14 protein-coding genes are annotated in these 19,049 nt (G+C 65.0%); 2 read left to right on the top strand and 12 right to left on the bottom strand.

The features are described 5' to 3' along the window. Nucleotides 1-25 precede the first annotated feature (25 nt). The 8 genes from AADZ78_RS12245 to AADZ78_RS12210 form a co-directional block, all read right to left on the bottom strand. Entirely contained in the window at nt 26-1,462 is a 1,437-nt protein-coding gene (locus tag AADZ78_RS12245; protein ID WP_085252129.1) for a PE family protein, read from the bottom strand. A gap of 208 nt (nt 1,463-1,670) precedes the next feature. Then, on the bottom strand, nt 1,671-3,437 hold the full coding sequence (locus AADZ78_RS12240; RefSeq protein WP_239655096.1) for an IS1634 family transposase: 1,767 nt from the start codon (nt 3,435-3,437) through the stop codon (nt 1,671-1,673). Nucleotides 3,438-3,669: 232 nt separating this feature from the next. Continuing rightward, the gene (gene pheT, locus AADZ78_RS12235) at nt 3,670-6,156 is read right to left on the bottom strand and encodes a phenylalanine--tRNA ligase subunit beta (RefSeq protein ID WP_085249083.1); all 2,487 of its coding nucleotides are present in this window, start codon (nt 6,154-6,156) and stop codon (nt 3,670-3,672) included. Next, on the bottom strand, nt 6,156-7,181 hold the full coding sequence (pheS, locus tag AADZ78_RS12230; protein ID WP_139828522.1) for a phenylalanine--tRNA ligase subunit alpha: 1,026 nt from the start codon (nt 7,179-7,181) through the stop codon (nt 6,156-6,158). Before pheS ends, pheT begins: the two co-directional genes overlap by 1 nt. Before the next feature lie 210 nt (nt 7,182-7,391). Then, nucleotides 7,392-9,563 carry a PE domain-containing protein gene (locus tag AADZ78_RS12225; RefSeq protein WP_204803093.1) on the bottom strand — a complete coding sequence of 724 codons (2,172 nt, stop codon included), beginning with the start codon at nt 9,561-9,563 and terminating at the stop codon, nt 7,392-7,394. A 187-nt stretch (nt 9,564-9,750) separates the two neighbouring features. Next, on the bottom strand, nt 9,751-10,569 hold the full coding sequence (locus AADZ78_RS12220) for a rhomboid-like protein (protein WP_085249447.1): 819 nt from the start codon (nt 10,567-10,569) through the stop codon (nt 9,751-9,753). 9 nt (nt 10,570-10,578) lie between these two features. Then, nucleotides 10,579-11,490: an adenylate/guanylate cyclase domain-containing protein gene (locus tag AADZ78_RS12215; protein WP_204079814.1), complete on the bottom strand. Its 912-nt coding sequence runs from the start codon at nt 11,488-11,490 to the stop codon at nt 10,579-10,581. Nucleotides 11,491-11,681: 191 nt separating this feature from the next. Then, nucleotides 11,682-11,867, bottom strand: a complete 186-nt coding sequence (locus AADZ78_RS12210; RefSeq protein WP_085249449.1) for a PE family protein — start codon at nt 11,865-11,867, stop codon at nt 11,682-11,684. A gap of 323 nt (nt 11,868-12,190) precedes the next feature. Between AADZ78_RS12210 and AADZ78_RS12205 the strand changes: the two genes are divergently transcribed. Next, the gene (locus AADZ78_RS12205; protein WP_085249483.1) at nt 12,191-13,222 is read left to right on the top strand and encodes an oxygenase MpaB family protein; all 1,032 of its coding nucleotides are present in this window, start codon (nt 12,191-12,193) and stop codon (nt 13,220-13,222) included. Here the strand turns inward: AADZ78_RS12205 and AADZ78_RS12200 are convergent. From AADZ78_RS12200 to infC, 4 genes are all read right to left on the bottom strand, one after another. After that, on the bottom strand, nt 13,219-13,995 hold the full coding sequence (locus AADZ78_RS12200) for a TrmH family RNA methyltransferase (RefSeq protein ID WP_085249450.1): 777 nt from the start codon (nt 13,993-13,995) through the stop codon (nt 13,219-13,221). The two genes, AADZ78_RS12205 and AADZ78_RS12200, sit on opposite strands and share 4 nt — an antisense overlap. A gap of 5 nt (nt 13,996-14,000) precedes the next feature. Next, entirely contained in the window at nt 14,001-14,390 is a 390-nt protein-coding gene (gene rplT / locus AADZ78_RS12195) for a 50S ribosomal protein L20 (RefSeq protein ID WP_012394192.1), read from the bottom strand. Nucleotides 14,391-14,456: 66 nt separating this feature from the next. Further along, nucleotides 14,457-14,651 (bottom strand): 50S ribosomal protein L35, encoded by a 195-nt coding sequence (gene rpmI, locus AADZ78_RS12190; protein WP_085249451.1) that lies wholly within the window; start codon nt 14,649-14,651, stop codon nt 14,457-14,459. A gap of 24 nt (nt 14,652-14,675) precedes the next feature. Then, nucleotides 14,676-15,275: a translation initiation factor IF-3 gene (gene infC / locus AADZ78_RS12185; protein ID WP_085249452.1), complete on the bottom strand. Its 600-nt coding sequence runs from the start codon at nt 15,273-15,275 to the stop codon at nt 14,676-14,678. Nucleotides 15,276-15,702: 427 nt separating this feature from the next. On the opposite strand from infC, the gene lysX reads away from it, so the two are divergent. Then, complete coding sequence (gene lysX / locus AADZ78_RS12180) at nt 15,703-19,020, top strand: bifunctional lysylphosphatidylglycerol synthetase/lysine--tRNA ligase LysX (RefSeq protein ID WP_085249453.1); 3,318 nt, start codon at nt 15,703-15,705, stop codon at nt 19,018-19,020. Nucleotides 19,021-19,049 lie beyond the last annotated feature (29 nt).

The following is a 19,049-nucleotide window of genomic DNA, read 5'->3' as shown; positions in this document are numbered from 1 at the left end:
ACCCATAGCGACTTGGCACCAGAGGTTACGCAGCGGCGCCGATTACGTCCGCAAGCTGTTCGGGCAGGAACGTCAGCAGCGCGGGAACGATGCCGCCAAGGGGCGTGCCCGTGACGGTAGCGGTTGAACCAAGAAGCGGAATCGTTGCGGTGTAGGGCCCCGGCGGAACAAGAACCCCATCCAAAGGCAGGTTGAGGGTGGTGGGAATCCCCAGCGCGTCGATTGTGAGGGGGAACGTTGACTGGCCATTGAGGAAGGCGTTGGCGACGACGGCTGGCGCATCCAGCACTGCGGTGGCGGCTCCGAACGCATTTCCGGTCTGCACCGCGTTGACAAACGTGGTTGCGCTAGCACCCAGTGCGCTCAGCCCGTTTACGGGCCCACCGAGCGCATCGATACCCAACGCCAGAGGCAACCCCATGGCGGTGTCGATACCCACTCCAATGCCCGTCGGGGTCGTTGGGTCGAGGAAGATGCTGATTGTTGACGTGACGCCGGTGTCCGTGGCGGTCTGGACCAAGTTGGTGATGTTCTGCGACACCATTGCCGGGACGGAACCTGCGGGCAACAGGTTGGTGAAGTTCTGCGCCATCTGTCCGGGGACGGAGAAGATCGGTAACAAGTCTCCCAACGTGCCCGTGGGCGTAATGGTTAAGACCCCATTCGCCCCCGCCGTCACGTCGAATTCCGTTATGAATAGCTTTGTTATGCCGGTGCCAATGTCGTTCGCCGCACCGGTGATATCACCCACCGCAAGGGCCTGGGACGCGGCTTGGAAGCTCGCCGGCAAAGCTTGCACCCCCGCGGCAAAGTCCTGGCCGGCGCTCTGCAGCGCCGAGGAAATCGTATGGGCGAAGCCCGCCTGGTTAGTTACCAGCTGCTGCACGAAGGCAGCCGGATTTGCGGCCTGCACGCCATGGAAGGCAACGTGGACGTCCGCCGGCAAATCCGCCAATTCCGCAGGCAAGTTGGTAACCGTGTTCTGCAACGAAGTGCCGATTAGCTGGCCGTAGCCGATCTGGTTGTTGACGAGCTGTCGCAGGAAAGGCGCCGGGTTGGCGGCGACGGCAGTTCCGAGGCTTTGCAGGTTGGTAGCGGTATTCGACACGAGGTTTTCATATGGAGCGGCGACCGCCTGAAGCGGTGCGGGCACCGTCACCGCGCTCAGCAGGGCCTGCATACCACTGGCCTCGGCGTTGCTGTAGGCAGCGGCACCAGCGTTGAGCAAGCTGACGAACTCGTCATGGAACGCCGCAGCGTGCGCGCTAAGGGCTTGAAATTCCTGGCCATGCGCACCAAACAATTGCGAGATCGCTATCGACACCTCGTCGGCCGCCGCCGCAGCAACCCCAGTCGTGGGGCCGGCGGCGACCGCGGCGGCCACGCTCAGCGCCGAACGAATACCGGCAAGTTCTTGGGCCGCCGCCTCGACGAGTTCCGGCACCGCGATCACATACGACATATTCATCTCCCTGATTCATCCCAAAATGACCGATGGTCACCCAAAGATGAATCTAAATCTCACGTTGCCCACCCAGCTCTACATGTGTCGAATTGTCAGCAAATTGCCAGTAATCTGTACGGTTCTAGACCGAAGTTGCGGCGTTATGGGTGAGTGGATTTCTAGTTGACCTGGGGTTTTGCTGGTCTTGTTGGGGTGGTGGTTCTGGCTACGCTGCGGTTAGTGGGATCGGGGTGCCGATGAGGTCGAAGGCGCGGCGTTGATCGGGGGTGGGTTCGGCCAAGGTGGGCACCGTGGCGTTGGTGCCGTGGTAGTGAATGTCGTTGCGGGTCAGGGTCGCTAGGTGGTCGAGTAGGCCGCGGAAGCTGCGTAGCGGGTTGCCGTTGGCGTCGTGTTGGGTGGAGGCCTTGGCTTGGGCCTGCGGTGAGCGTTGCGCGGGGGCGACGGGGTTGTCGCGGGTGGGTGGGTGTTCGTCGGTGAAGGTCAGTGGCGCCCAGGCTTTGCGCAGGTGCCAGATGAGGTAGCAGGCTAGCAGGCAGATCAGTACGTGGGCGCGGACGCGCTCGTCGAGGCGGTGGTGAATGGGTCGTAGATCCAGGTCGTCGGTTTTGATGTTGCGGAAGTCGCGTTCGACGTGGGCCAGGTTCTTGTAGCTTTCTACGACCGCGGTCGGATCGAGTTCGGTGGCGGGTACCGGTGTGCGTAGCACGTAGATGCCATCGAGGGCGGCTTCGGCATCGATGGCGGCCTGGTCGCGGTGGTAGGTGAAGGTGGTGTCGGTGATCTCGCGGCGAAAGTGCTTGCCTACTTTGCGTTTGGCGATTACCCGGCCGATGGCCTCGCCGATTTTGCCCGCTCCGCGCAGGCGCCCGGATGCCACCCGGGCGGCGATGGCGGCCAGGTCGGCGTCGGTGGCGGCCAGCAGTTCGTTGCGTTTGCGGGCCCGCTCGGTGGCCAGGGCGGGGTTGCGGCAAGCGATCAACCGTTCCCCCGGGTAGTCGGGGTGGCTGATCTCGGCGAGGTCTTGGGTGTCGAACAGGCTCATTTGCAGCGGTCCCTGCTCGGCGGCCAGTGTGGCGATATCCGGGGCGCGTAGCGCCGTGATCCACCCGAAAGCCGTTGCGGTGTCGGGGCTGTCGTTGAGCTTGCGCAGCGCGTCGATGCGCGCGGAGGTGATCATGCCGCGATCGCCGACCAGCACCAGCCGGGTCAACCCGAAGCGGTCGCGGATCACCTCGACGATGTCGCTGAACGCGACCGGGTCGGCGGTGTCCCCGGGCACTACCCGTACCGCCACCGGGCGCCCGGCCGGGTCGGTGAGCACCCCGTATTCAATCTGCGGCAGGCCCTTCTTGCCGTCGCGGGAATAGCCATAGGCGGCCAGCTCACAGCACCGCCCGGTCACCCACGAGCTGGTCAGATCAAACAACGCCATCCGGCTTGGGTTCGCCTCTGGCCCAAGGTGTTTGGCGGCTAGCTTCTTCTCGATTGCGTCCTGGCGATTGGCCAACCAGTCCATCGCGGCATACACCTCATCGGTAGACGCATCTGCCACCGCCAGGTCGGGCCCCAGGGTGCAATCGGCCCATCGCGACAGCGTGGACAGTTTGGAGGCCGGGCGGATCACCCGCGAGATAATCAACCCCAGCACCAGGTCCCGAGATCGGCAGGCCGGGCCCAACAGGCCCGGAAACCCCAATCGGCGGGCCATCGCGGCGACCGCGGCCACATGCCCGTGCGGCAGCGAGCGAGTGATGGTGCACGCCGCCTCGGCGGGTACCAGTGCCTGCCCCTTCAGCGTTGCCTCGATCGCGGCGATCGCCTCCGCGGGCAGCTTGGACAGATTGGCCAGGGTCTCGTGGCGGACCTTCTTGCCCTCGCGGTAGGTGCGGCGCACCAGCACCGACTCGTAGCGGTGCACGTTGCCGGCCTTGTCCACGTACCTGCTCGGTGTTCGGGCTACATGCATTCGCATCGGCTTCACCATAACCGGATACTACCAGGCAAATTCACCAATATGCGTCATCAACACGCCACATTCACTGGCTACATATCCAGGCCCCAAACCCACACAGATCCCAGCTCAACCGCCAAATTCGCCATCTCACCCGACGCAACTTCGGCCTAGACAGGCGATGCCAGAACAGGCGTTCGTCAGCGGTACACAAGTAACAAATGTGAATGCATTTTGGCTGGATCGGCGCGGCTTAGCTGCGCAGTACAGCGCCGACCCGCTCGGCCGCGTTCCGCACCGCGGCATCGCGGGCGGCGCTCGCGTCGTCTTCGGTCAGCGTGCGATCCGGCGCACGGAATCGCAGGGCGAACGTCAGCGACTTGCGGTGCTCGCCGATCTGCGGGCCCGCGAACACGTCGAACAGCTCAATGTGCTCGAGCAGGTCGCCGGCCCCTTCCCGAACGGCATCCGCCACCGACTGAGCGGGAACATCCGCGGACACCACCAAGCTGACGTCCTGGAACACGGCCGGGAAGGGCGAGACCGAGGGCGCCGGCACTCCCTCGACGATCGGAATCGCGTCCAGGTTCAGCTCCATCGCACAGGTTCCCTGAGGCAGGCCCGAGCGTTCAATCGCCGCGGGATGCAACTGCCCCGCGTGACCAATGACGGTTTCACCGATACGTACTTCCGCGCACCGGCCCGGGTGCCACGGCAGGTACTGGGCCGCCCGTAGGGTTAGGTCAACTCCACTGGCGCGTGCGATGATTCGCACCGCTTCGAACGCGTCCCAGGCTTGCACCGGCCGCCCAGGCCCCCACGGACCGCGCGGTTCGCGCAGGCCGGCCAGTACCGCGGCGACATGCTGTGGTTGCCGAGGCAAGGAAGCGTCCAGCATGGCGATCTCGGCTTCGGTCGGTCGTCGGTCTACTGGAATCAGCCCAACGCCGCGAGTCTGCTCGGTGGGCTGTACCACCTGGGCGACGGCGAACAGCGCGACGTCAACGAGACCTCGGGATACGTTGCGCCCCAACGCTTCCAACATAGCTGGCAACAACGTGGTAGCCAGCTGCGGACGATCGGCCTCCAGCGGATTCAGCACGTGCGTCGTGATGCGTCGCGGATCGTCCGTCGGAAGCCCCCACACGTCGAACACACTCGCGGGCAGAAAAGGCGTCGGCAGAATCTCGACGTAACCCGACAGCGCAAGCGACTTACCGATCGCACGGCGACGCTTTTGTACCGCGGTGAGCCCGCGACCCGCGGGTGCCGCCGGAAGGACCGACGGAACCACCTCCAGGCCCTCCAACCGCAGCACCTCCTCGACAAGGTCGGCAGGCTGCAGCAGATCCGGTCGCCAACTCGGCGGCGTCACAGTCAAGTTGTCGCCGTCTCGGGTTACCCGGGCACCGATTTGGGCCAGCCGGCGTGCGGCCGTGCCGTGCGGATACGCCACTCCGGCGACGCGATCCGGCAGATCGACGGCAATCCGGATCGGCGGCAACCACCAGTCATCGCGCGGCGGCTCCCCACGCCAATCGGTCAGGGTCGGGTCCACCGCTCCGCCGGCAATGTCGGCGAGCAGCGCGGCGCACCGGTCCAGGGCGGCCACCGAAATGGCCGGGTCTACCGCGCGCTCGTAACGACGGGCTGCCTCGCTGGGCAAGTGCAGCCGCCGTTGGGTGCGCGACACCGCGGCGGCGTCCCATACCGCGGCCTCCAGCAGCACGTCGGTGGAATCGGAGCGCACCTCGGTGCTCGCCGCCCCCATCACGCCGCCGATCGCCGTGGTTGCGACGTTGTCGACGATGAGCACATCGGCCGGGGCGAGCCGGCGCTCGACGTCGTCAAGCGTGACGACGGTCTCGCCGGGCCGGGCAAAGCGCACGCCGAAACCCCCGGTGATCTGGCCACGGTCGTGCGCGTGCATCGGGTGGCCAAGTTCGAGCATCACGTAGTTGGTCACGTCCACCGCCGGCGAGGTGGGGCGAATGCCGGAAAGCAGCAGCCGGCGCTGCAGCCACCAGGGCGATATGGCGGTCGGGTCAATCCCGGTTACCGGGCGCAACGCGAAGCGGCGCACCCCGGTTTCCGGCTCTACCGTCAGCGGCCACGCCTCCCCCTGGACCGGCAACGACGGCACTGCCGCCGGGTCCACAAAATCCAAGTCGTATGCGCAGGCGATTTCACGGGCCAGGCCACGCACCGACATGCAGTAACCGCGGTCAGGGGTGATGGCTAGGTGAAAGACGACATCGTCGAGTCCGAGCACCCCGGCGCCCGCGGTTCCGGGTACGGCCGTTCCGGGTGGTAGCACCAGAATGCCGGAGTGGTCTGCGCCCAACCCGAGTTCTGCCGCCGAGCAGATCATGCCGTCGGAGTTGCGGCCATAGGTTTTGCGGGACGTGATGGTAACGGCGCCGGGCAACACGGCGCCGGGTAGCGCGACCATGACCAGCTCGCCGGCCACGAAATTAGTTGCACCACACACGATCTCGTGCTGTTGGCCGTCGCCGGTGTCTACCAGACAGGCCCGGATCGGCTTCTTGAACCCGGTGAGCTCTTCTATCTCGAGTACCCGACCCACGATCAGCGGGCCGTCGACCGGACCCAGGGTGATCACCTCTTCGACCTCGTGGCCGATGCGCACCAGCGTCTGCTCAAGCTCGCCGGGGTCAGCATCCCAACCGGGTGCGCCGACGGAAACGACCTCGCGCAGCCAGCTGTACGGAACGCGCATTACGCCCCCACCCCGAACGGCAACGTGAATCGAATGTCTCCCTCGACCATGTCGCGCATGTCGGGAATCCCGTTGCGGAACTGCAAGGTTCGCTCCAAGCCCATCCCGAACGCGAAGCCGGAGTAGACCTCGGGGTCAATTCCAGCGGCACGCAACACGTTTGGATGCACCATTCCGCAGCCACCCCACTCCACCCAGTCGGCGCCGCCCTTCTTGTTGGCGAACCAGACATCAACTTCGGCGGAGGGTTCGGTGAACGGGAAGAAATGCGGCCGGATTCGGGTTCGCGCCAACGGTCCGAACTCGGCGCGCGCGAAAGCGTCCAGAGTTCCGCGCAAATGCGCCATGGTCAGTCCGCGATCCACCGCCAGCCCCTCGACCTGATGGAAGACCGGCGTGTGGGTGGCATCAAGTTCGTCGGTGCGGAAGGTGCGGCCGATCGAGATGATGTAGACCGGCAATTCGCGCTGCAGCAGGGTGCGCACCTGCACCGGCGAAGTGTGGGTGCGCAGCAGCTGGCGGGAATCCTCGGGCGCGATGTAGAAGGTGTCCTGTTCGCTGCGGGCTGGGTGATCGGCAGGGAAGTTCAGGGCATCGAAGTTGAACTGTTCGGCCTCAACCTCTGGGCCTTCGGCCAGTTCCCATCCCATCGCGATGAATGTGTCGGCGATGTGCTCGGCCAGGATCGTGATCGGATGTCGGGCCCCGGTCGGCTGTCGCGTCGATGGCAGGGTGACGTCGATTCGTTCGGCGACCAAAACCGCCGCGTCACGCTCCGCGCGCAGCGTCGCCAACCGTTCGTCGTAGCTGCGCTGGGCGTCGGCGCGCGCGATGTTGACCCGCTTGCCGGCGTCGGCGCGCTCTTGTTTGGGCAGGCTGGCTAGTGCTTGTCGCGCCAGCGCCAGCGGCGAGCGGTCACCGAGGTGTTCGGTCTTGATGCGCGCCAGCGCGTCCAGATTGTCCGCCAGGGCGATGGCCTGCTGGGCGGCGTTGACCGCCTTCGTCAGTGCTTCCGGCGACGACATCGACACTATCGTCTCGAGGGGGGGATCACCCACGCGGCGACACTCTCCTTGCTGACGAGGCTGATCGGACCGCCCGGTCCTCCCCACGCAGGGGAGGTACCGCACCTCGGTCCGTCCCCTGGGCGGGCGGGTGGGTTCACGGCACGGGTATGGCGCAAGTGCCGATCATAAGTCATGGACCCGTTCGTCCAGTGCTGCCCACGTCTGGGATCAGTCGTCGAACTCCCCGAAGATGTGCGAGTAAGCCCAGGCGTCTTGCGAGACGCCACTGCTGGTGTTTGACAGGGTGCCCACTGGACCCGGGTAGTCGCGGTTGATCGACCACATGTGCAGTCCACCCAAGCCCTTTTCCTCGGCGAACGTGGTGAGCTTCTGCGCGTCGGCAAGGGTGAACACTTCGACCGTATGGTCGTTGACGCCGATCATGGGCGTCACATCGACCATCGCCCAGATCTCCGCATCGGTCTTCGACGGATACAACGGCACCAACTGATCGTGCACAGCCGTTGCCGCCTGAATCGCATAGTCACCCATCTTGCCCTCGTACGGCAGACTCGGGTCAAAATAGTCCATCGCCATGATGTTGACGTGCGCGATGTCCACGCCATTGGCGATAGCGTTGGTAACCACCCGCATCCCGTCGGCGGTCAAACCCGTCGGCAGCACCGGAAGAGTGAACGAAACCTCCACCGGGGTACCGCTCGCATTCCCCGCCGTCTGCAGCATGGTGATCGCCTGCGCGCGACGTGTCAGCGATGCGACGTCACCCTGGGCCGCGCCCTCGATGTCGAAATCGAGCTTGTGGAAGCCGTAGGCATCCATCACCGACTGGTACTTCGCGGCCAGAGCGTTCACGTCCGGGGTGACCAGAGCCAGTTCCTGATTCGCCGCACCACCAAAGGAGATGGTGGCGTCGATATCTGCGCTATGCATCGCGGTGATCTGGTCATTGATTTGATACAGCAGGCTGCCGCCGTTGACCGCGTACGCGTCAAAGCCGCCCCAGGCCGCCTGCCCCTGCGAATCGGCGGTGATGAAGCCGAGCACGACATGGTCGACGTCACCGAGGCCGCCGGCACCCGCGAAATCGAACTGCGGCCACAGCGTCATGTCGACATACGGAGAGAACACTCCGGTCGATGGCCCATTGGGCATGGTCGGTGGCGTCGTCGGCGGAGTGGTGGGTGGCGTCGTGGGCGGGGTTGTCGGCGGTGTTGTGGGTGGCGTCGTTGGTGTTGAGCCTCCGGGGACCGGCTGACCGTTCACCACAACGTTGGTCGGCGCCTCGTAGGCGCCGGGCTGCGAGACTACAAAACCAACGTCGAGCGCGCCGCCCGCCGCAAGCGTGGGCGAATACTTAGGGGTCAGCACGTAATGCGTGCCCGACTGGGCAAGTTCCGCATTCCACACGTCCCCGATCGATCCGCTTGGCAAATCGAATTCGACCTTCCAGGTCGAAGCGGTCGAGCCCGAGTTGGTGATGTGGTAATCGGCCCTGAAGCCGCCATCCCAGCGCGTCGTCGATAACGTCGCCGCTACTCCGGAGCCGCCGCCCGTGGGTGGGGTGTCCCCACCACCGCTGGACGGCGTGTCCCCACCCCCAGCGGGCGGTGTGTCGCCGCCTCCGCTGGGTGGGGTGTCCCCACCGCCAGCGGGTGGGGTTCCGCCGCCGCCCGCCGCGGCCGCACCGTCTTGCCCGTGGGCTCCGGGTTGGCCGAATGCCCCGGCCAGCCCCCCACTACCCCCCAGTCCGGGCTTGCCGCCATTGATGCCCACCGCGGCCGCCCCACCCTGCCCGCCGTCGCCACCATTGCCCACCAGCAGACCACCGGTGCCGCCGGCACCTCCGGCCGCACCGGCCCCGCCGGCGCCTCCGGCCCCGCCGTTTCCGAACCACCCTGCGTTACCGCCGGCACCGCCGGCCTGCCCGGTGCCGCCGGCGGCGCCGTTGCCACCGTTTCCGTACAGCAGCCCGCCGTCCTCGCCGCGCCCGCCCGGCATCGTTGCGTTGGCCCCGTCGCCGATCAACGGGCGGCCCAGCAGCGCCCGGGTGGGCGCGTTGACAATGCTGAGCGCCTCTTGCTCAATGCGCTGAAATAGCGTCGCGTTGACCGCCTCGGCGTTCGCATACCACCCCGCACCCGCGGTCAAGGACCGCACAAACTGGGCATGAAACGCCGCCGCCTGGGTGCTCACGGCTCGGTATTCCTGAGCGTAGGTGCCGAACAACGCCGCGATAGCCGCCGACACCTCATCGGCGGCGGCCGCGGCCATCCCCGTCGTCGGCCCCGCTGCGTTGGCAGCGCTCACCGCAGAGCCAATGCCCTCCAAATCCGTCGCCGCGGCCACCACCATCTCCGGATCAGCGATCAGAAAAGACATGCCACATCCTCCGACGGACTCAGCTGACCCGGCTACATTCCCACGAAATTATTAGAGTTTCAATTGGAAGAATTGTGAATATGCTCCGCCATTGGACTTTCGCGCAATTTAAATTCAATTTGGCCATTCATCCAGCCGCGGCAAAGGCTTCGACGATGACGTCAATAATTTGAAATTTGACACCCAATCAGACGCTCAGCGCGGGCTGCCGGACGGTCGACGCGTCCGCTAACACCGGCGCGTTGGCCATCGAGTCGCGGCGGCCGAACCTGCGGGCCACCAGATGAGCCAGTCCGGCACCCGGCAGGCCAAGCGCCAGCCCGGCGGCCATCGCCCACCAGCTATGAGCCAGCACCAGGAAACCGAACCCCGAAGACAGGGCAAGCATCAGGCACCGCAACGGCGTCCAGTGGATCGGCCGACGAAAGCGGGTGGCCAACAGCACGCCCAGGATCACGGCGACGGCATGGCCCGCGTTGGTGAATTCGCCATCGATGATCACCGCTACTACGCTCACCGAGACCCACCAGCCAATCCACGCCGGCCGCCAGCGCCGCGGGATCGCCGCGGACAGCGCTCCCAGCGCCGCCAGCGCCCCATAGCTCATCCCGACATCGGTAGCGTGAGTGATCGACCAGGGCATCCAGCCAAACTCCACGGCCGCGGCCAGAGCTGCCGCCACCACGAGTGTGGCCCCGACATGGCCGACGACAAACGCCACGATCAACCGGACGGTGTGCAAATGCAGCTCGGCGAGCGCGAGCAGACACGCCAGGAAGGGCATCCAGAAGTAGAGCGGACCCGCTTCGACGACGAACGCGCTACTCAATAGCGTTCCCAAGCGTCCATGCGCCAGGTTGTGCAGGTTGGTGCTGGCGTGCCGGACCAGACGGTCGTGCGCCTGCGGATTAAGCGTCAGGATCGCGGTGCTGACCCACGCAAGAGCGGCCAGGTAACCCACGGTGAATCGGACCCGGGCCACCCGGGACAACAGGCCGTAAATCATCGCGTTCCACTATGCATCGAGTTCTGTCTCATCTTGGTTATCGGCGGCTGTCAACTCCCTACCAGTCCTCAGGCGATAGATCGCCAGGTCCGGTGGGATGCCGGTGAGTTTGCTGGAAAATATCGGTCGGCGTGCGCGCTTGGCGACGACACCCAACTCGTCCAACTCACTTTGCGGGATCAGGTCTAGGGTTGGGCTGGAAATCATGATGCCACCTTTGGTGGCCCTTTCCATAACCCGCGCGGCGATATTGACGTCGACGCCGAGCCAGTCTGCACCCAGGCGCTGCGGTCGGCCGGTGTGGATGCCGACCCGCATCCGTGGCGTATATCCATGTACTTCAACTGATTTCACAGCATCCTGAGCGGCGACTACGGCCCGCACGGCAACGTCCGGCCTGCGGAACACCGCCATGATCCCGTCGCCCATCCGCTTGACGATGTGTCCACCGGCGTCCAAGAGTGGCGGCTCCACAGCCCGGGCTACCTGCCGCAGCAGCACCAGGGCCGCGTCATCACCAGCCTGCAGCGACCACGTCGAGAAACCGACCAGATCGGTGAATACCAGTGTTACCTCCGGGTTTGCCGGCCGCCGAGAAATGGACTCGGTCAACGCTTGCCATACTTGCAGCACACCCAGGCTGACCTCGCGAGACGCCGCGTCGCGATCCCCCAGCAGCCGGTCGGCGGCCCGTGCCGCGGCGCGGGGACCGCCCTCACCTGCGGTGGACAGCGGGTCGCCGAACTCCGGATCGCCGGGCAACAACCGTCGCGCGCGGCGGATGAACGCCACAACTCCGGGACTGTGGTTGGTGCTACGCAGCCACCGCGCCACAGACAATCGCCGAGAGACGTCACGCGCCGACTCGGTCACAGTCTTGTCGGGCACGCCGGACTCCGAGTCGCCAAGCCCGACCTCCACCAGGCAAGGGTAGGTGGTATGCACAGACGCAGGCAATCACGGTCGCGCCGTTTGCGTCACACTTCGCAACAAACGACCAGACCGACAACCGCCAACGAAATCCAAACGCGGCGCAGTGCCGGCCGACGACTAGAAGCCCGGCAAAACCCCTCCGAATAGGGCGGGAACGAGACCACCAAACTTTGGACCGCTCAATGGAATGACGGTTGGTCTAACTGCTCATGAAATGCCGCCGCTTGCGCGCTGAGGGATTGAAATTCTCGAGCATGCGTCCCGAACATTGCCGCGATCGCCGCCGATACCTGATCAGCCGCCGGGGCCGCGAGCCCAAGCGTGGGCGCCGCCGCCGCTGCGGCCTCGCTGAGGGTGACGGACAGTGTATGCCGCGCTTACCTGCCTGCCCTGGTTTGAAAGCTTCCTGGCGATCTGACAGACATGTGTCGCCGCAACTGCGCACCCGTGTGACATCGACCAGGTGAAGCCCGCCAGCGTAACCGCACTGCGAAACTCGGGCTCGAGAATCGCAGCCAGGTTACGCTCGCGTGCAGCTCTTCGCCGGCGGCCACAAGCGGCCTGATTACGGCCCTGCTACACGGGTGTGGACCGTGGATAACACCACGTGCGGGCATCTGCCGAATTCATAGACAACGTGCGTTGTCAACGTTTATCGTGAGCGCAAGTTACGCGCATGGAGGCCGTGATGACTGTCGTGTCGACTACATCCGCGGAGCCGCTCGGGCCCGACTCACTGACCTGGAAATATTTCGGTGACCTGCGCACGGGGATGATGGGCGTGTGGATCGGCGCTATCCAGAACATGTATCCGGAGCTGGGCGCTGGTGTCACCGAGCACTCGATCCTGCTGCGGGAACCATTGCAACGGGTGGCGCGGTCGGTTTACCCGATCATGGGCGTCGTGTATGACGGTGACCGGGCCGCCGAGACCGGTCAGCAGATCAAGGGCTACCACCGCACGATCAAGGGAGTCGACGTCGCGGGACGTCGCTATCACGCGCTCAATCCCGAGACGTTCTACTGGGCCCATGCGACCTTCTTCATGCTGGTCATCAAGGTGGCCGAGTACTTCTGCGGCGGCCTGACCGATGCCGAGAAGCGCCAGCTGTTCGACGAGCACGTGCAGTGGTACCGGATGTACGGGATGAGCATGCGACCGGTGCCCAAATCGTGGGAAGAGTTTCAGGAGTATTGGGAGCGGGTAGGTCGCGACGAGCTGGAGATCAACCAGGCGACGCTGGACATCTTCCAGATGCGAATCCCCAAGCCGAAATTCGTTCTGATCCCCACCCCAATCTGGGATCAATTGTTCAAGCCGTTGGTGGCCGGTCAGCGGTGGATCGCCGCCGGCCTATTCGAGCCCGCGATCCGGGAGAAGGCGGGAATGCACTGGACACCGGGCGATGAGGTATTGCTGCGAGTGTTCGGCAAGCTGGTCGAGCTGCTGTTCTTGGCAGTGCCCGACGAAATCCGCTTGCATCCGCGCGCGTTAGCCGCCTATCGCCGGGCGGAGGGACGAATTCGTAGCGACGCGCCTTTGGTCGAGGCGCCGTCATTCGTGGCGCCGCCACGGGACCGTCGGGGCCTGCCGATGCACTACTTCCCACCCCGTACCAACCCGGCCAGGCTGATCATGGAGCGCGCCGGATCGCTGGTGCACGGCACGCTCTCGATCGCCGGCCTGCGCCCGGCCCGGGGCCGTAAGAGGGCCGCCTAATGTCGGTTGAGGGCCCGCGCGCTCTGATATAGACAGATAGCTGCGGCCGCGGCGACGTTCAGGCTCTCCGCGCCACCCGACATCGGGATGTGCACCCGGTGGTCCGCCCCGCCCGCGACTTCGGCTGATAATCCATGTGATTCGGGCCCGAACAGCCAAGCCGTCGGCGCCGCAAGATCAACATCGTCGAGCGACGTCTCGCCGTCCACGGTGGTGGCCAGCACCCGTAGACCGGCCACGCGCAACTCTTCGACGACGGCGCGGATATCGGGTGCGACCACGACGGGGATGGAGAAGATGCTGCCGGTGGACGCGCGCAGACATTTGCCGTTGTACGGGTCGACGCTGTGCCCGGCGACAATCACCGCCGCCGCGCCCATGGCGTCGGCGATGCGGATGAGCGTCCCGGCGTTGCCCGGCTCGTTGATGTCGACGGCGACCGCGATCAACTGGGGTGAGCCAGACACCACCTCGGCTAACCGGGTCGCGGGCATGTCACATACGGCGACCAGGCCCGTCGGAGTAACCGTGTCGGACAGCGCCTTTGCGGCACGTTCTGTCACCAGATGCACCGGCGACTCCTGCCTGGCCAGCAAGGACTCATGACGTCGTGCCGCGGCCTCGGTGACGAAGACATCCCGGATCAGGCCGCGCTCCCCGGCGGCCTCGACCAGGTTGGGCCCTTCGGCGAGGAACCGGCCCGAGCGCCGACGGCCGACGTGGCGATGCAGCTTGACCGCCGCCGCCACCCTGGCCGAGCGTTCGGTCAACACCAGGGTTAGGCAGCTTCTCCCGAGGGGGCGTTGACGTCTTCGGGTAGGGCCGCCCGGGCTACGTCGACGAGCGCGGTGAATGCCGCCGGATCGGTGATCGCGATGTCGGCAAGATTCTTGCGGTCCACCTCGACACCCGCCGCCTTCAGACCCTGGATCAGCCGGTTGTAGGTGATGTCGTTGGCGCGCGCGGCCGCGTTGATTCGCGAGATCCACAGCTTGCGGAATTCGCCCTTACGCGCCCGACGGTCACGGTAGGCGTAGTTCAGCGAATGCAGCTGCTGCTCTTTGGCCTTGCGGTAAAGGCGGGATCGCTGACCCCGATAACCTTTCGAGGCCTTCAGGACGGAGCGCCGCTTCTTGTGGGCGTTGACTGCCCGCTTTACGCGTGCCATGGGTTGTTCCTATTCTCGTTCGGGCGAAATGGTCAGGGCCGGCGGCCGAGTCATGCGGGGCGCCGATCAGCCGTTCAGCAGCGACTTGACCCGCTTGGTGTCATTGGCCGCCACCGTGGTACGGCCATCCAGCCGCCGGGTGCGCTTGGTCGGCTTGTGCTCGAGCAGATGCCGTCGGTTGGCTTTCTGCCGGACAATCTTCCCGGTGCCGGTGCGCCGGAACCGCTTCGAGGCCCCGCTGTGGGTCTTGGCCTTGGGCATAATTCCTCAGTTCTGGTTATCAGGTCAGTTCGATGAAGTTTTGCTGTCGCCAGCCGCATCGCCCGGTCCACCCGCAGGTTCACCGGGATGCCGCGCCCTGGCGCGAGTCTTCGCGCCGCGGTGGGGTGCCAGCACCATCGTCATGTTGCGCCCGTCCTGTTTTGCGGAGGTTTCGACGAAGCCGTAGTCGGCAACGTCGGCTCCCAGTCGCTGCAGCAGCCGATAGCCCAACTCGGGCCGCGACTGCTCACGTCCGCGAAACATGATGGTGACCTTGACCTTCGATCCCGCTTCCAAGAAGCGCACGACGTGGCCCTTCTTGGTCTCGTAGTCGTGGTCGTCGATCTTTGGTCGCAGCTTTTGCTCTTTGACAACGGTCTGCTGCTGGTTCCGGCGGGATTCGCGCGCTTTCTGCGCCGCCTCATACTTGTACTTGCCGTAGTCCATGATCTTGCAGACCGGCGGTCTGGCGTTTGGAGCAACTTCGACAAGGTCAAGATCGGCGTCCGCGGCGACGCGGAGTGCGTCTTCGATACGCACGATGCCTACCTGCTCCCCCCCTGGGCCAATCAATCGGACCTCAGGTACGCGAATGCGCTCGTTGACGCGGGTCTCAGTGCTGATGGGGCCTCCTCGTAGGCTTGTGGTTCCATCGCGACCTGTGCCTGAGCCGGGCCGGGATCAGTGCGGGGAACACACCTGCCATCAGCAAAAAAGCCCTGCAGCAGCAGGGCCCAGTGCCGACCGATCGCGGCTTGGATCTACTCAAGCCGCCTGCGTCGCGCGCAGAACAGGCATTCCAAATGCCTGTGACCGGACCGCGTTGCCTAGAAAAAGCCTCGAAGCCCTTCTCGGCAAGCGGTGGGAGTGGGACTCCACTTAACTGTCCCTGGCCTTCGCCGGGATGGTCGCAGCAGCCAGTTTAACAGGCATGACGCGACATCCCGACAACGAACTGGCCACAAGCGGCAACCCAAGCGCAGCAAGCTTGTGCGACCTGGCCATCACATCGCCAAGAATTTCGTAGTTTTAGGGAATATCCTCGCGGTCTGTGACACTCATCAAGCCTCGCTCAGGGGAGAGCAGGCCGGTTTCCCGGTATCACTGGGTCCCCGCGGCGGCGGGCTGGACCGTCGGAGTCATCGCGACCCTGTCGCTACTGGCGAGTGTGTCGCCGTTGGTCCGCTGGCTCATCCACGCTCCACGCGAATTCATCAACAGCTACCTGTTCAACTTCCCCGACACCAGCTTCGCCTGGTCCTTCGTGCTGGCCCTGTTGGCCGGTGCGCTGGCCGCGCGCAAACGTATTGCCTGGTTGCTGTTGCTGGGAAACATGGTCCTTGCCGCAGTACTGAATGTCGCCGATATCGCCACGGGCGGCAACACCGCTCCCGAGAACTTCGGCGAGAACCTCGGATTCGCTTTCCACGTCGTCGCAAGCGTTCTTTTGGTGCTTGGCTATCGGCAGTTCTGGGCCAAGGTCCGTAGGGGCGCACTGTTCAAGGCGGCCGGAGTGCTGCTTGCCGGCGGAGCGATCGGAATCCTAGTGTCCTGGGGTCTGGTGGAGTTGTTCCCGGGATCGCTTGCGCCGCAAGACCGGTTGCCTTATGTCGCGAACCGGGTGATCGGCTTCGGCCTCGCGGACCCCGATCTGTTCAGCGGCAAGCCGCATGTCTTTCTCAACGCGATCTTTGGATTGTTCGGCGCCTTCGCGTTGATTGCGGCGGCGATTGTGTTGTTCCAGTCCCAGCGGGCCGACAATGCACTGACCGGGGAGGACGAATCGGCCATACGCGGGCTGGTCCAGTTGTACGGGCAGAACGACTCACTCGCGTACTTCGCCACCCGTCGTGACAAGTCGGTGGTCTTCGCACCCAGTGGCCGCGCCGCCATAACCTATCGGGTCGAGATCGGCGTTTGCCTGGCCAGCGGCGACCCGGTGGGCGACCCCCGCGCATGGCCACAGGCCGTCGCCGCGTGGCTACGGCTGTGCCAGACCTACGGCTGGTCCCCCGGCGTCATGGGCGCCAGTTCACTAGGCGCACAGGTGTACCGCGAAGCGGGCCTGAATGCGCTGGTGTTGGGTGACGAGGCCATTCTGCGGCCGGCCGAATTCAAATTGACCGGGCCGGAGATGCGTGGCGTCCGCCAGGCGGTGACTCGGGCGCGCCGGTCGGGGCTGACGGTGCGCATCCGACGGCACCGCGACGTCTCCGACGACGAGATGGCCAAGACAATTGAGCGCGCCGACGCGTGGCGCGACACCGAATCCGAGCGTGGCTTCTCAATGGCGCTGGGCCGACTCGGTGACCCGGCTGACTCCAACTGCCTGCTGGTCGAGGCGATAACCCCCGACCAAGAGGTAATGGCACTGTTGTCTTTGGTGCCATGGGGAACCACCGGTGTCTCCCTGGATCTGATGCGCCGTTCTCCGCAATCCCCCAACGGCACCATCGAACTGATGGTCAGCGAGCTCGCCTTGCACGCTGAAAGCCTTGGTATCACCCGTATCTCGCTGAACTTCGCGGTGTTCCGGTCCGCCTTCGAACAGGGCGCCCAACTTGGCGCGGGACCGGTGGCACGGTTGTGGCGCGCCCTGTTGGTGTTCTTCTCGCGCTGGTGGCAGCTCGAGACGCTGTACCGCTCGAACATGAAGTACCAACCCGAATGGGTACCGCGCTACTCCTGCTACGAAGACGCTCGATTGATTCCTAAGGTCGGCGTCGCCTCGGTGATCGCCGAGGGCTTCCTGGTATTGCCGTTCAGCCGACGCAATCGGGTACACACCGGCCATCATCCGGCGGTGCCGCCGCCGCTGGTGGCTACCGGCCTATTGCATCACGACGGCACGGCCCCGGACGTGAGTGGGCTGCAACAGCCGGACACCGGCAACGGCACCGAGGTTCAGCGTCGCCTGCCCGAGCAGGTCCGCGTGCGACTCGCCAAGTTAAAGAAGTTGCAGGACAGCGGTATTGATGTCTACCCGGTAGGATATCAGCCCAGTCACACGGTTGCACAGGCGCTGGATGCGGACGATCAGACCGATGTTTCGGTGTCCGGGCGCATATTGCGAGTACGCAATTTCGGTGGGGTGCTATTCGCCCAGCTGCGCGATTGGTCCGGTGAAGTCCAAGTGCTGCTGGATAATTCACGTCTAGAGCAGGGCCGCGCCGCGGATTTCAACGCGGCGATCGATCTGGGCGACCTAGTGGAGATGACCGGGCATATGGGCTCGAGCAAGAACGGAACCCAGTCGTTGATCGTGAGCCGCTGGCGCTTGATCGGCAAGTGCTTGCGACCGCTGCCCAATAAATGGAAGGGGCTCACCGATCCCGAGGCCCGGGTACGGACCCGCTATGTGGACCTGGCGATCAACGCCGAATCCCGTACGCTGATCACGGCCCGCAGCGACATCTTGCGGTCGATCCGAGAGACGCTGTTCGCCAAGGGATTTACCGAGGTCGAAACTCCGATCCTGCAGCAGCTGCACGGCGGAGCCGCCGCAAGACCGTTCGTCACGCATATCAACGCCTACTCAATGGACCTGTTCTTGCGCATCGCGCCGGAGCTGTATCTGAAGCGCCTGTGCGTCGGTGGCGTGGAACGAGTATTCGAGCTCGGCCGCGCGTTTCGCAACGAGGGTGTCGACTTCAGCCATAACCCGGAATTCACCCTGCTGGAGGCCTATCAAGCGCACGCCGACTACATGGTGTGGATCGACGGGTGCCGCGAGCTCATCCAAAACGCTGCCCGAGCGGCGAATGGTGCGCCCACCGCGATGCGACCGGGCAGTGGTGATCGCCTCGAGCCGGTAGACATCTCCGGCGTCTGGCCGGTCAAGACGGTGCACGAGGCGGTGTCCGAAGCCCTCGGGGAGCGCATCGACGCGGACACCGACTTGACGACGCTGCGCAAGCTATCCGAGGCCGCCCACATTCCCTACCGGTTGCAGTGGGACGCCGGCGCGGTAGTGCTGGAGCTGTACGAGCACCTGGTTGAGGACCGCACCGCGTATCCGACGTTCTACATCGACTTCCCGACATCGGTGTCACCCTTGACCCGACCACATCGCAGCAAGCGCGGAGTCGCCGAACGTTGGGACCTAGTGGCGTGGGGCGTCGAGCTGGGTACGGCCTACAGCGAACTCACCGACCCGGTCGAGCAACGGCGCCGTCTGCACGAGCAGTCCCTGCTGGCAACCGGCGGAGATCCCGAGGCGATGCAGCTCGACGAAGACTTCCTACAAGCCATGGAATACGCGATGCCGCCCACCGGGGGGCTCGGGATGGGCATTGACCGGTTGGTCATGCTGGTCACCGGCCGCAGCATTCGCGAGACGCTGCCCTTCCCCCTCGCCAAGCCGCACTAGCCCCGGCCACCCACAGCAGTAACGTTGCG

This window comes from Mycobacterium riyadhense, from assembly GCF_963853645.1.
Taxonomy (GTDB): Bacteria; Actinomycetota; Actinomycetes; order Mycobacteriales; family Mycobacteriaceae; genus Mycobacterium; species Mycobacterium riyadhense.
This window is presented reverse-complemented; position numbering and strand designations above follow the sequence as displayed.